The following is a 13,787-nucleotide window of genomic DNA, read 5'->3' on the forward strand; positions in this document are numbered from 1 at the left end:
AGGGTTCAGCCGGGGCGCTTCATCAGGAACTGTGTGTCGGGCCGGATTTCGTAATAGTCGGCCGGCCCTCCACCCCGCGCCACCGGCACCGCATCGGTGGTGCGATAGATGCCGTCATGCAGGCAGGCCGGATCGATGTGGATGTGGACCACTTCGCCAAACACCATCACATTGCCGCTTTGCGCGCCGGAAAGGCCACGCAGCGGCATGATGTCTGTCACCCGGCATTCGAACTGCACCGGACTGGCCGCGACGCGCGGTGCCGCGATCTCCACCGAGGCCAGCGGTTCGAGCCCGGCGAGCGCGAATTCGTCGACGTCCGGCGCGACCTCTGCCGATGTGGCGTTCATCGCCTCGGCCAGGGAGCGGCCGACCAGGTTCCAGGTGAAGACGCCGGTCGCGCGCGCGTTTGTCAGGCTGTCCTTCACGCCGCTGGATGAGAGGCCGATGATCGGCGGGCTGTAGGCGAAGAGATTGAAGAAGCTGTAGGGCGCGAGATTGGGCACGCCGGTCGCGCTGACCGTCCCGATCCACCCGATCGGCCTCGGCGCGACGATGGCATTCAGCGGATTGTGCGCCAGCCCATGACCATCGGCCGGGCGGTAGCTGTGGAAGCTGGGGGTGGTCATGATCGTCTCATCTCCGACGGGCCGAGGCAGCGGAATAGCAGATGGACCGGTCAGGGAAAGCGCCCGCTTTTCGTGAAAGGGGGTGACCGAACGATCCGCCGCGCTATAAACGCGCGCCATGAGAATATTGGGTCGCCTGCTCGGCAAGATCATCAGTCAGGGCACATTGACCATCCGCTATGCGGATGGGTCGCAGGAAGTGTTGGGAACAGCCGTGAGGGGCTGGCCGGACGTCGCCATCCGCTTCACCGATGATGCCGCCGCACGCGCCATCCTCACCAATCCCGCGCTCGGCGCGGCCGAGGGGTTCATGGATGGCAAGCTCATCATCGAGCAGGGCAGCATCTGGAACCTGATCATGCTGGTCGCGGCCAATTCGCCTTTGGAAAGCGGCAAGACGCTCGATGAGCCGAGCTTGCTCGGCTGGCTGGGAGAGCGGATCAAGCACTGGCGCGACAATTACAACAAGCGCAGTCGCTCCAAGGCCAATGTCGCGCATCACTACGACCTGTCGGACAAGCTCTACGCGCTGTTCCTCGACAAGGACCGGCAATATAGCTGCGCCTACTTTACCGACCCCGATGCGGTGAGCCTGGAGCAGGCGCAGATCGACAAGAAGGCGCATATCGCCGCCAAGCTCGATCTGAAGCCCGGGCAGCAGGTGCTGGATATCGGCTGCGGCTGGGGCGGCATGGCCCTGTATCTCAATCGCGTGGCGGATGTGGACGTGCTCGGCGTCACTTTGTCCGAGGAGCAGCTCAAGGTCGCGCGGCGCAGGGCGCAGGAGGCGGGCGTCGCCGATCGCGTCCGGTTCGAGCTGATCGATTATCGCGATGTGAACGGCACGTTCGATCGCATCGTCTCGGTCGGCATGTTCGAGCATGTCGGCGTGCGCCATTATCGCGAGTTCTTCCGCACCTGCCATAATCTGCTGAAGCCGGACGGGGTGATGCTGCTGCACACCATCGGCCGCCTCAATGGCCCGTCATCGACGGATGGCTTCATGCGCAAATATATCTTCCCCGGCGGTTACGCCCCGGCGTTGTCGGAGATCATGGAAGGCAGCGAGCCCAACCGCCTGCTGCTGACCGACATCGAAGTGCTGCGCATGCATTATTACTATACGCTCGAGCATTGGTATCAGCGCACGCTTGCGGCGAAGACGGAGATCGTCGCCCTGTATGACGAGCGCTTCTTCCGCATGTGGACTTTCTATCTGGCGGCGGCAGCGTCCGGCTTCCTCTATGGCAGCCAGACGATCTACCAGCTCCAGTTCGTCCGCAATCGCCACACCTTGCCGATCACGCGGGACTATATGGCGCAGGCCGAGGCACGCTATCGCGCCAAGGGCTGATCCTTGATCGAAAATCTAGCTTTCAATAACGAAGTTTAATCGCTGTTTTGAGCGGCCGCTGTTCGATAATCTCCCCTCAATGAATTTTGATCGGGAAGGATATTGAAATGGACGCGAAAACAAGTGGTTCGCCGTCGGGTTGCCCGATGAAGACCTCCGCAGCCATGCGCTCGCTGCTGGGCCGCACCAACCGGGACTGGTGGCCCAACCAGCTCTCGCTCGAAATTCTCCAGCGAAACGGTCTCTCCACTGACCCGATGGGGGACGATTTCGACTATGCCGCAGCATTCAAGACGCTGGATTACGAGGCCGTCAAACGCGACCTCCATGCGGTGATGACGGACAGCCAGCCCTGGTGGCCGGCGGATTACGGCCATTATGGCCCGTTCTTCATTCGCATGGCGTGGCACTCGGCGGGCACCTATCGCACCGGTGACGGTCGCGGTGGCGCCAATAGCGGGCAGCAGCGCTTCGCCCCGCTCAACAGCTGGCCGGACAATGCCAATCTCGACAAGGCTCGCCGGCTGCTCTGGCCGATCAAGCAGAAATATGGCGCCAAGCTGAGCTGGGCGGACCTGATGATCCTCGCCGGCAATGTCGCGATCGAATCGATGGGCGGGCCGGTCTTCGGCTTCGGCGGCGGCCGGGCCGACGTGTTCGAGCCGGAGAAGGACATCTACTGGGGCACCGAGGAGCAGTGGGTGGGCCAGGAAGGCAATCTCACCCGCATTGACGAGGCCGAGGGCCGCGCGCTGGAAGACCCGCTCGCCGCGATCCAGATGGGCCTCATCTACGTCAACCCGGAAGGGCCCGGCGGCAATCCCGATCCGCTCCAGTCCGCACGGGACATTCGCGAGACGTTCAAGCGCATGGGCATGGACGATGAGGAGACAGCTGCCCTGACGGCCGGTGGCCACACCTTCGGCAAGGCGCATGGCGCGGGCGATGCCTCCAAGATCGGCGCCGAGCCGGAAGGCGCAGACATCGCGCAGCAGGGCCTGGGCTGGCAGTCGAGCCATGAGAGCGGCATCGGCGATCATACGATCACCAGCGGCATCGAAGGCGCGTGGACGCCGACGCCGATCAGCTGGGACATGAGCTATTTCGACATGTTGCTCGACCATGAGTATGAGTTGGTGCGCAGTCCCGCCGGCGCGAAACAGTGGCAACCGGTCGGCAATCCGCCCGAGACGCTGGCCCCGGCCGCGCACAATCCTGCCAAGCATGTGCCGACGATGATGACCACGGCGGACATGGCGTTCAAGATGGACCCCGCCTATCGGGTGATCATGGAGAAATTCCGCGCGAATCCCGACTATTTCGCGGATTGCTTCGCACGGGCCTGGTTCAAGCTGTGTCACCGCGACATGGGGCCGAAGGCGCGCTATCTGGGCCCGGAGGTGCCGGCGGAAGACCTGATCTGGCAGGACCCGATCCCCAAGGCCGACCATGCGCCGATCGACGCCGCCGATGTGGCAGCGCTCAAGGAGAAGATCGCGGCATCGGGCCTGTCCGTGGCCGAGCTGGTCACCACCGCCTGGGCCTCGGCCTCGACCTATCGCGGCTCGGACCATCGCGGCGGTGCCAATGGCGCGCGCATCCGCCTTGCGCCGCAGAAGGACTGGGACGTCAATCAACCCGCGCAACTGGCCCGCGTCCTGAATGTCTATGAGGGAATCAAGGCGGACTTCGACGCGACGGCATCGGGCGGGAAGAAGGTGAGCATTGCCGATCTGATCGTGCTGGGCGGCAGCGTCGGCATCGAGCAGGCCGCCAAGGCAGCGGGGCGCACGGTGACGGTGCCGTTCACGCCCGGTCGCACCGATGCCGTGCAGGACTGGACCGATGCCGAGAGCTTCGCCGTGCTGGAGCCCAAGGCGGACGGCTTCCGCAATTATCTCCAGGTGCGCTTCAGCGTGCCGACCGAGGAGCTGATGATCGACCGCGCCCAGCTTCTACGCCTGAGCGCGCCGGAGATGACGGTGCTGGTCGGCGGGCTGCGCGTGCTCGGTGCCAATCACAATGGCCGTAAGGAAGGCGTGCTGACGGATCGTCCCGGCCAGCTGACCAACGACTTCTTCGTCAATCTGCTCGACATGGGCACGGCATGGAAGGAAGTCGATGATCGCGGGGACGAGGTGTTCATCGGTACCTGCCGCAAGACGGACATGGAGAAATGGACCGCGACCCGCACCGATCTGGTGTTCGGATCGAACTCCCAGCTGCGGGCGCTGTCAGAGGTCTACGCGTCGTCCGACGCTGCCGACAAGTTCGTGGCCGACTTCATCGCGGCCTGGGTGAAGGTGATGAACGCCGACCGGTTCGATCTCGCGGCATAATCCCTCTTCCATGGCGGATGCTTCGCCGCCCGGCTCCAGAGATGGGGCCGGGCGGTTCGTTTTAGGCAGGCGAAAAGCTGCCGCGGTCTTGCCGGATGCTGGGGAATGTCGGGAGGCGATAGCTGCCCCGGCAGGAGGGGGGTGCCGGGGCAGCAGGTGCTCGCGCGGCCGTGGGGAACCGGCGAGCAATGGACGCAGGCTGCAGGCTGCGTTCCAAGGCTGACAATAATGCCACCCGTTCAAGAACGAAAATCGATTAAAGTCGTCTCAATGATCGATCTTGCCGATGACTAGTGGCGGGCTGCCAGCGGATTGGCGCGCCCGGCGTCCCTCACAGGTTGCGCGTTTTGAGCGACGCTGATAGGCGACCGGCCTGATCCTCGACCTCCAGTTCGAAAGACCCCTGTCGCCATGTCCGACACCATCAAGCGCGTTGTTCTCGCCTATTCCGGTGGCCTCGATACCAGCGTCATCCTCAAGTGGCTGCAAATCCATTATGGCTGCGAGGTCGTGACCTTCACGGCCGATCTGGGACAGGGCGAGGAGCTGGAGCCGGCCCGGCAGAAGGCGCTGAATGCCGGCGTGAAGCCCGAGCACATCTTCATCGACGATCTGCGCGAGGAATTCGTGCGGGATTATGTCTTCCCGATGATGCGCGCCAACGCCATGTATGAGGGGCTGTATCTGCTTGGCACCTCCATCGCGCGGCCGCTGATCGCCAAGCGCCAGATCGAGATCGCCAAGATGGTCGGGGCCGATGCCGTGTCCCACGGCGCGACCGGCAAAGGCAATGATCAAGTCCGGTTCGAGCTCGGCTATTATGCGCTCCAGCCGGATATCAAGGTCATTGCGCCGTGGCGCGAGTGGGATCTGACCTCGCGCACCAAGCTCATCGAATGGGCCGAGCAGCACCAGATCATGGTGCCCAAGGACAAGCGCGGCGAAGCGCCGTTCTCCACCGACGCCAACATGCTGCACACCTCCTCGGAGGGCAAAGTGCTGGAAGATCCGTGGGAGGAGGTGCCGGACTATGTCTATTCGCGCACCGTCAATCCCGAGGATGCGCCGGACACGCCGGAATATATCACCGTCGATTTCGAAAAGGGTGACGGCACGGCCCTCAATGGCCAGGCGATGAGCCCCGCGACGCTGCTCGAGGCACTCAACGAACTGGGCCGCAAGCACGGCATTGGCCGGCTCGATCTGGTCGAGAACCGCTTCGTCGGCATGAAGTCGCGCGGCATGTACGAGACGCCGGGCGGCACGATCTATGCGCTCGCGCATCGCGGCATCGAGCAGTTGACGCTGGATCGCGGCGCCGCCCACCTCAAGGACGAACTGGCGCCGCGCTATGCGGAACTGGTCTATAACGGCTTCTGGTTCTCACCCGAGCGCGAGATGCTGCAGGCGGCAATCGACCACAGCCAGCTGAAGGTTGCGGGCACGGTCCGCCTCAAGCTCTATAAGGGCAGCTGCATCGTCGTGGGCCGCAAGTCGCCCAATTCGCTCTACAGCGAGAAGGTCGTGACGTTCGAGGATGATGCGGGCGCCTATGATCAGCGGGATGCGGCTGGCTTCATCAAGCTCAACGCCCTGCGTCTGCGCTTGCTCGGGCGCCGCGATATTTAAGGAATGTGGGCCGGCCGCGTCCGGCCCCACTTTCTGCGCGCAAAAGCGCGTTCAGGCCGGCGTCAGCTCTGGGCCGAGCCCCAGAACAGAACGACCGCCATCACAATCACCGCAAGCACGAGCGAGATGCTCAGCACATAACGGACGATGTGCGGCGTCTGGCCGGCACGGGCGTCTTCGGTGGTCTTGTGAACCTCATCTTCCATCTGAGAACTCCTTTCAATTGAGCCAACGCGCGATGTTGGAGGGTCGTTCCTGAGCATCGGTCGCCTCGGAGTTCCCAAAAGGGAAATGCGCTGGCGCTGAGCCCCTCAAAATGCGTCGCTGCGCACCCACACGCTCACGCTTCCGCCATTCACCCGCGCGGTCAGCCGTCCCTCGTCGTCCGACCAGATTTCTTCCTCGCAATGCCCGAGATAATCGCGGAAGCCCGCGCCGGCATGGTCCGGGCCGAGATCGAAGACCTTGGTGGCATCGCCCGCATTGGTGAGCAGCACGACGCAGCCCGGCGCATCCCCGGTGCCGTGGCGGATGAAGCCGATGGCATGGGGGTCGTCGAACAGGTCGGTCTGCGGGCCATGCGCGAAACGCTGCCGCGCTTCGATCAGCTTCTCGAGGCCGTCAATCGGCGGCATCTCGACCTCATGAGTCTCGCCATCGCCGCCCGTATCCTTGTACCGCGCGCCATAGAGATCGGGATAGAACACGCACGGCACCCCGGCGTCGCGCAGCAGGATCAGCGCATAAGCCAGCGGGCGGAACCAGGTCTCGACGGGTGCTTCCATGGCCTGCAGCGCCTGGGTGTCGTGGTTCGCGACGATCGTCACAGCTCGGTCCGGGGCCACCGCCACCAGCGAACCGTCGAAGATCGTCCGCATGTCAAATGCGTCGCCCGCGCACGAGGCCTCGTGAAAGCGGTGATGCAGGGCGACGTCGAACAGAGCGAGCTGATGATCGACGCGGTCGAGATAGGTCTGCAGGGCGGTCATGTCCGGGTGCCAATATTCGGCGACCACGAACAGATCGTCCGCCACGCTCTCCCGCATATGTCCCACCCAGTCACGGAAGAACCAGGCCGGGATATGCTTGGCGGCATCGAGCCGGAAGCCATCGACCGGAAGCTGCTCGGCCAGCCAGCGGCCCCAATATTTCAGCTCCTCGTAGACGGCGTTGTTGCGGAACTCGATGTCCGATCCCATCAGATAATCGAAGTTACCGAGTTCCTCGTCCACCTCGGCGTTCCACTCGCCATCGCCATAGTCGTTGACGAGCTTGAAGACGCCATTTTCATTGGGCTCGTCGAGATGGTCCACGCCGCTGAAGCAGCGGGCATCCCAGATGAACTTGGAATAGGCGCCATTGCGCCCCGGGAAGGTGAAGCGCGTGTAGGCGCGCGCCTCGAAAGCCTCGTCCTCGATCTCGGTGCGGTTATCCGCATTGACCCGGCGCACGCGCACCTGCTCCGTCTCGTCCCCGCCCATCTTGTGATTGAAGACAACGTCGTGGATCACCCGCAATCCGGCCTCGCGCAGGGCGGCGCAGGCCCGTTCGAGCGCGGCGCGATCGCCATATTTCGTGGCCACCGTGCCCTTCTGGTCGAACTCGCCGAGGTCGAACAGGTCATAGGCGTCATACCCAACCGAATAGCCGCCCGCCGCCCCCTTGCCGGCCGGTGGCAGCCAGATATCGGTGATGCCGATGTCCGCCAGGCTCGCGCTCTTGTCAGCCACCTCGTCCCAATGCCGCCCTCCATCCTGCGTGTACCAATGGAAGAACTGGATCAGGGTGCGTGGCGGCATAAAAGTCCGATCTTTGGCTAACGAGCCCAGGATCGGCTCCACGCCGTAACGAAGGTTGGCGGCGGACGTTCCAGCCAGCGTAGAAGCGCGCACGTCGGGCGGTGTTGCGAACATCCAGCGCCACATCGAATAGGACGGTTTAGGCCCTTGGTCATAGTGAGAAAGCGCATGAGGATCAGCGCGAAAACCTAACCTCGCGCCCGCTCCGCTGCATCACTGGCGAGGCGGTCGGCGCGCTCGTTCTCCGGGTGGCCGGAATGGCCCTTCACCCACTGCCAATCGATCTGGTGGGGGGCGACGGCGGCGAGCAGTTCTTGCCAGAGGTCGGCATTCTTGACCGGCTTCTTGTCGGCGGTGCGCCAGCCATTGCGCTGCCAGCCGTGAATCCAGCGGGTGATGCCGTCCTTCACATAGTTGCTGTCCGTGGAGAGAATGACGTGACACGGTCCCTTGAGGGCATTGAGGCCGGCGATTGCGGCCATCAGCTCCATGCGGTTGTTGGTGGTGTGCGCTTCCCCGCCGGAAAGCTCCTTCTCATGGCCGTTGAAGCGCAGCACCACGCCCCAGCCGCCCGGTCCGGGATTGCCCTTGCAGGCGCCGTCGGTGAACAGCTGGACGGTTTTCACGAGGCCGAGCCGAACAGCGCCGCTGCGTCCGTTTCGGCATAAAAGTCGAGGCGCCGCAGATAGGCCAGCGGGTCCTTGCGCGTCACCAGCGCATTGGCGGGCGTGTTGATCCAGTCATAGGCGCGGGTCAGCAGGAAGCGCAGCGCGGCGCCGCGTGCGAGGATTGGCAGCGCGGCATATTCCTCCGCGGTCAGCCCATGCGTCGCGCGATATCCCGCGATCAGCGCCAAAGCCACGGCGCTGTCGAAGTCCCGCCCGTCGGGCCCGAAGCACCAGGCGCCATGCATGATGGCGAGATCATAGGCGCGGATGTCCGTGCAGCTGAAGTAGAAGTCGATCAGTCCGCCGACCGCGTCGCCGCGCATCAGCACATTGTCCGGAAACAGATCGGCATGGATGACGCCACGCGCCAGCGCACCCGGCCAATGCGCGTCGAGATAGGCGAGTTCGGTCCGTACGCGCTGTTCCAGGCCCGGCTGGATGGTATCCAGCGCGCCGCCGCACTCATTGGCGAGGCGGTGCCATCCTTCCGGGCCGAGCGTGTTGGGGCGCTCGCCGGAAAAGCCCTCGGCGGCGCGGTGAAACTGCCCCAGCGCCGCGCCGGCAGACCGGGCCTGCGGCGGGGTCGGGTGGGTCACCGAGACGCCGTTCAGAAACTCGATGAGGGCTGCGGGCCGCTCGCACAGCATCTGCAGTGCCTTGCCCTCGCGGTCATGGATGAAGCGCGGCACCGGGCAGCCACGCGCGCCGACATGGTCGAGCAGGTCCATGAAGAAAGGCAGGTCCGCCACATCCACGCGCTTTTCGTAGAGCGTCAGGATGAAGCGGGCGCCTTTGCCGTCCGCGCCGGTCGTGTCGACCAGATAATTGCTGTTCTCGACGCCCTCGGCGATGCCCTTGGCGGCGAGCAGGGTGCCGACATCGTAGCGTTCGAGGAAGAGCGCCAGCGTCTCGGCCGGCACCTGCGTGTAGACAGCCATGGCTCAGGCCGCTTCCAGGCCGCGCGGCAGCTTGAAGGTGATCGATTCGGTGGTGGTGAGCACTTCCTCCTCGGTCACGTCGAAGCGGGTGGCGAGCTTGTCGATCACGCTGCGCACCAGCACTTCGGGCGCGCTGGCCCCGGCGGTCACGCCCAGCGTCTCGACGCCGGCCAGCCAGTCGAAGTCGATTTCGTCGGCGGTTTCGATCAGGCGGGCGCGCGCGCCGCTGCGGTCGGCGACCTCGACCAACCGCATGGAGTTGGAGCTGTTCGGCGCCCCGATCACCATCACAGCCTGCGCACGACGGGCGATTTCCTTCGTTGCGGCTTGGCGGTTGGAGGTCGCATAGCAGATGTCCTCGCCCTTCGGCGCGGCAATGTCCGGAAAGCGCCGCTCCAGCGTCGCGACGATCTCCGCGGTATCGTCGACGGACAGGGTGGTCTGGGTGAGGAAGGCCAGCGACACGCCGGGGGCGGGCTGGAATGCTTCTGCGTCCGCCTGCGTCTCGATCAGCGTCATCGCGCCGTCCGGCACCTGGCCGAACGTGCCGATCACCTCGGGATGATTGGCGTGGCCGATGAACAGGATGTGGCGCCCGGCCTCCACCTGCCGCTCGGCCTGCCGGTGGACCTTGGAAACCAGCGGGCAGGTCGCATCGAGATAATCGAGGCCGCGCGCCTCGGCATTGGCGGGCACGACCTTGGGCACGCCATGGGCGGAAAAGACCACCGGCCGCCCATCGGGCACCTGATCCAGCTCGTCCACGAAGATGGCGCCCTTGGCGCGCAGCCCATCGACGACGAAGCGGTTGTGGACGATCTCGTGCCGGACATAGACCGGCGCGCCGAACTTCTCGAGCGCCCGCTCCACGATCATGATCGCGCGGTCGACACCGGCGCAGAAGCCGCGCGGTGCGGCGACCAGAACGGTGAGGGCGGGGCGCTGGCGAGAGGCAGGCATGTCGGGCATATGTGTCGATCCATCCATCCAGTCCCATTAGGGGCATGGCCGCCTGAGGGAAAGCCGGAAGAATGGGTAAGGGCGCAATGGTCATCCGGTTCATCCTGCGGTCATCTGGCGCGGGCGAGGTCTTTGCAGCCCGTCCGGGCGACGTGCCCTTTCGGTTGCGCGCCCGTGGGAGCGCGACTAAGAAGCGCGGACCCGATTGTGCGCGGGATATCCCGCGCGCGCCAGAATGAAGGAATTGGAGCCATCGTGCGGATCGCCGCTCTCTCGAAACCCGCCGTTCTGGCAGCTCTTGTCGCCCTGATGGCTGGCTGCGCGAAGCGCGGCGACATCGACTCCGCCGGACAAGGCATCATCCAGTTCCGCACCGCCTGCCCGACCGTGGCCGTGGCCGCGCACACCGGCGATGTCACCCTGTTCGACCCGGCCGACAGCCGCGACGCGCGTGCGATCGACGTGGTCGCGACGCTCACCGATGTGCGGCCTGCCTGCACCACGGGTGAGACGGACATTTATTCGCAGGTCGGCTACAAGGTCGTTGCGGTGCGCCGCGATGCGGGCCCGGCGCGGACGGTCGATCTGCCCGTCTTCGCGGCAGTCGTGCGCGGCGCGACGGCGGTGACCGCCAAGCGCGTCACCATGGTGCGGCTGAATTTCGCCGAGGGCGCGCTGCGTGCCGAGGCGACGGGCAGCACCTCTGCCTATATCGATCGCAGTGCGGCAACGCTGCCGCCCGAGGTCGAGCGCATGATCACCCGCCCGCGCAAGACGGGCGATGAGGACGCGGCGCTCGATCCGCTGGCCCGCCCGGAAGTGCGCGAGGCGATCCAGCGAAGCAGCTTCGAGCTGCTCCTGGGCTTCAACCTGACCACCGACCAGCTCCGCTATAACGTGACCCGCTGACATTTTCCGGCGGCCGGACGACCGCAGCATCCTGCAGCCGCGCCGCCGATGCTGACAGGACCGCTGACCCGATGAATATCTTCGCTCGTATCGCCGCCGCGCTGGACGGCCTTCTGGACGACATGGTGCAGGCTGGCGAATTGCCCGCCGGCCTCAATCGCGCCGCCGTGACCGTCGAACCGCCGCGCGACCCCTCGCATGGCGACATGGCGACCAATGCCGCGATGGTGCTGGCCAAGCCCGCCAGCACCAATCCCCGCGCCCTTGCCGAGCTGATCGCCGGCCGGCTGCGGACGCTCGCGGATGTCGACGGCGTGGAGATCGCCGGTCCCGGCTTCATCAACCTGCGTCTTGTCCGCACTGCCTGGGAAGACGAGCTGGCGGCCATCCATGCGGCTGGGTCCGACTATGGCCGCTCGGCGATGGGCAAGGGCGTGCGCGTCAACATCGAATATGTCTCGGCTAATCCGACCGGGCCAATGCACATGGGCCACTGCCGGGGTGCGGTGGTCGGCGATGCCCTGGCGGCGCTGCTCGAATATGCCGGGCACAGCGTCATCCGCGAATATTATATCAACGATGCCGGCGCGCAGGTGCAGACGCTCGGTCGCTCGGTGCATCTGCGCTACCGTGAAGCGCTGGGCGAGACCATCGCGATCCCCGAAGGCTTCTATCCGGGCGAATATCTGATCCCCATCGGTCAGGCGCTGGCGGCGGAATTTGGCGACCGCTACGTCGGAGCCCCGGAAGCCGACTGGCTCGACCTGTTCCGCGAGCGCGCCGTCGCGGCGATGATGGACATGATCCGCGCCGATCTGGCGCTGCTCGGCATTCATCATGATGTCTTCGCCTCCGAGGCGGCCGTGCAGCAGGCCGGCCGCGTCGATGCCGCGCTGGCCCGGCTGGAGGCAGAGGGGCTTATCTATCAGGGCGTACTGGAGCCGCCGAAGGGTGAACTGCCGGACGACTGGGAGCCGACCGAAATGACGCTCTTCCGGGCGACGCAGTTCGGCGACGATAGCGACCGGCCGGTGCGCAAGTCCGATGGCGGGCTGACCTATTTCGGCACCGACCTCGCATATCATGCCCAGAAGGCCGAAAACGCCGACCAGCTGATCGACATCTGGGGCGCCGACCATGCCGGCACCGTCAAGCGCATCAAGGCCGCCGTGGCTGCGCTGACCGGCGGCAAGGTCCAGTTCGACGTCAAGCTGGTGCAGATGGTGCGCCTGATGCGTAATGGCGAGCTGGTCCGCATGGGCAAGCGGCTCGGCAATTTCGTCACGCTGGCCGACGTCGTCGAGGAGGTCGGCAAGGATGTCGTGCGCTTCACCATGCTGACACGCAAGGCCGATGCGCAGATGGACTTCGACTTCGCCAAGGTGGTGGAAGCCAGCAAGGACAATCCGGTCTTCTACGTGCAATATGCCCATGCGCGGATTTCCTCGCTGGCGCGCCGGGTACAGGAGAGCTTCCCGGACGGTCTGCCCGCAGCGGACAGCGCGCTGTTCGGCCCGGAGGAGCTGGATCTGGTCAAGCAGCTGGCCACCTTCCCCCGCGTGGTCGAAGCCGCCGCCAATGCGCGGGAGCCGCATCGCATTGCCTTCTATCTCTACGATCTTGCCGCCAGCTTCCATGGCTGGTGGAACCTCGGCAACGATCAGCCCGAGCGGCGCGTGATCGTTGCGGGCGATGCGGGCCTCACTGCGGCGCGACTGCACTTGAGCGCCGGAATCGGTCAGGTTATCAAGAACGGCCTGGCCCTGATGGGCGTCAGCGCGCTTGAGGAGATGAACTGATGTCAGCCGGGGAGCCGAACAACGGTCTCAATCTTGATGACGAGGACCGGCTGCCCTGGCTGGAGCCCGCAGGAATCGAGGAAGAGACCGAAAGGGTGTCCCCGATCCGCATTGTCGGTCTGGCGGTGCTGGGCCTGGTTCTGCTCGGGGTGATTGTCGCCGGCGGCTATCTGTTCAGCAATCGTGATCGCAGCGGCAGCGATGGCTCGGCACCGCTGATCGCGGCGGAGAACAAGGATTACAAGGTTCCGGCCAACGCGTCGGACGCGCGCACCTTCGATGGGGAAGGGGACGAAGCCTTTGCAGCCAGCGAGGGCCGGGAGGCTTCGGGCCGCATCGATGCGAGCCGCGTGCCGGAAGCACCGCGTGACGATTTGAAGCAGACCGGCCCGACCGCGCCGGCTCTCGCCGTTCCCGCAGAACGTCCGGCGGCAAAGCCCACGGTCATCGCGCCGGTCAAATCTGCCGCCGCGCCCAAGCCGGCCGCGCCGGCTCCGGCGAAGGTCGAGGATGTCGATACCTTGACAGGGCCGCGCGTGCAGCTCGGCGCCTTTGCATCGCGCGCCATCGCCGAGGAAGTCTGGAAGAAGCAGTCCGGCCGATTCGATTATCTCTCGGCCCTCAAGCACAGCGTCGAGCCGGTCGAGACGGGCGGACGCACCCTGTATCGCCTCCGCGCCAGCGTCGCTTCCCCGGCGGATGCCACCGCCACCTGCGGCCGGCTGCGCGTGGCGGGCGAAAATTGCATCGTCGTCCGGTGATC

The 13,787-nt window shown here is 65.2% G+C and carries 12 protein-coding genes; 6 read left to right on the plus strand and 6 right to left on the minus strand.

The window, feature by feature from the left end; translation table 11 throughout:
• Positions 1-5: 5 nt before the first annotated feature.
• Positions 6-629 carry a flavin reductase family protein gene (locus M2337_RS06630; protein WP_264572178.1) on the minus strand — a complete coding sequence of 208 codons (624 nt, stop codon included), beginning with the start codon at positions 627-629 and terminating at the stop codon, positions 6-8.
• Between the two features lie 118 nt (positions 630-747).
• Between M2337_RS06630 and M2337_RS06635 the strand changes: the two genes are divergently transcribed.
• The 3 genes from M2337_RS06635 to M2337_RS06645 all read left to right on the plus strand — a co-directional run bounded on the left by M2337_RS06635 (position 748) and on the right by M2337_RS06645 (position 5,951).
• Positions 748-1,983, plus strand: coding sequence for an SAM-dependent methyltransferase (locus M2337_RS06635; protein WP_264572179.1), 1,236 nt, complete (start codon positions 748-750; stop codon positions 1,981-1,983).
• Positions 1,984-2,090: 107 nt separating this feature from the next.
• Positions 2,091-4,322: a catalase/peroxidase HPI gene (gene katG, locus M2337_RS06640; RefSeq protein ID WP_264572180.1), complete on the plus strand. Its 2,232-nt coding sequence runs from the start codon at positions 2,091-2,093 to the stop codon at positions 4,320-4,322.
• Positions 4,323-4,733: 411 nt separating this feature from the next.
• Complete coding sequence (locus M2337_RS06645; protein ID WP_264572181.1) at positions 4,734-5,951, plus strand: argininosuccinate synthase; 1,218 nt, start codon at positions 4,734-4,736, stop codon at positions 5,949-5,951.
• A 62-nt stretch (positions 5,952-6,013) separates the two neighbouring features.
• Here the strand turns inward: M2337_RS06645 and M2337_RS06650 are convergent, their stop codons facing one another.
• The 5 genes from M2337_RS06650 to ispH form a co-directional block, all read right to left on the minus strand.
• Positions 6,014-6,157 carry a hypothetical protein gene (locus M2337_RS06650; RefSeq protein ID WP_181558843.1) on the minus strand — a complete coding sequence of 48 codons (144 nt, stop codon included), beginning with the start codon at positions 6,155-6,157 and terminating at the stop codon, positions 6,014-6,016.
• Positions 6,158-6,262: 105 nt separating this feature from the next.
• The gene (gene amyA / locus M2337_RS06655) at positions 6,263-7,750 is read right to left on the minus strand and encodes an alpha-amylase (RefSeq protein WP_264572182.1); all 1,488 of its coding nucleotides are present in this window, start codon (positions 7,748-7,750) and stop codon (positions 6,263-6,265) included.
• 188 nt (positions 7,751-7,938) lie between these two features.
• The gene (rnhA, locus tag M2337_RS06660; protein WP_264572183.1) at positions 7,939-8,376 is read right to left on the minus strand and encodes a ribonuclease HI; all 438 of its coding nucleotides are present in this window, start codon (positions 8,374-8,376) and stop codon (positions 7,939-7,941) included.
• A complete protein-coding gene (gene thrB / locus M2337_RS06665; protein WP_264572184.1) occupies positions 8,373-9,356 on the minus strand; it encodes a homoserine kinase in 984 nt (327 codons plus the stop codon). Before thrB ends, rnhA begins: the two co-directional genes overlap by 4 nt.
• 3 nt (positions 9,357-9,359) lie before the next feature.
• Positions 9,360-10,316 (minus strand): 4-hydroxy-3-methylbut-2-enyl diphosphate reductase, encoded by a 957-nt coding sequence (ispH, locus tag M2337_RS06670; protein ID WP_413714902.1) that lies wholly within the window; start codon positions 10,314-10,316, stop codon positions 9,360-9,362.
• Positions 10,317-10,571: 255 nt separating this feature from the next.
• Here ispH and M2337_RS06675 point away from each other — a divergent pair, with 255 nt between their 5' ends.
• The 3 genes from M2337_RS06675 to M2337_RS06685 all read left to right on the plus strand — a co-directional run bounded on the left by M2337_RS06675 (position 10,572) and on the right by M2337_RS06685 (position 13,785).
• On the plus strand, positions 10,572-11,225 hold the full coding sequence (locus tag M2337_RS06675) for a hypothetical protein (RefSeq protein ID WP_264572185.1): 654 nt from the start codon (positions 10,572-10,574) through the stop codon (positions 11,223-11,225).
• 71 nt (positions 11,226-11,296) lie between these two features.
• Positions 11,297-13,024, plus strand: coding sequence for an arginine--tRNA ligase (gene argS / locus M2337_RS06680; protein WP_264572186.1), 1,728 nt, complete (start codon positions 11,297-11,299; stop codon positions 13,022-13,024).
• A complete protein-coding gene (locus M2337_RS06685) occupies positions 13,024-13,785 on the plus strand; it encodes an SPOR domain-containing protein (RefSeq protein ID WP_264572187.1) in 762 nt (253 codons plus the stop codon). Before argS ends, M2337_RS06685 begins: the two co-directional genes overlap by 1 nt.
• The last annotated feature ends 2 nt before the right edge of the window (positions 13,786-13,787 follow it).

Origin of the sequence: Sphingobium sp. B2D3A, from assembly GCF_025961795.1 — a bacterium.
GTDB lineage: Bacteria > Pseudomonadota > Alphaproteobacteria > Sphingomonadales > Sphingomonadaceae > Sphingobium.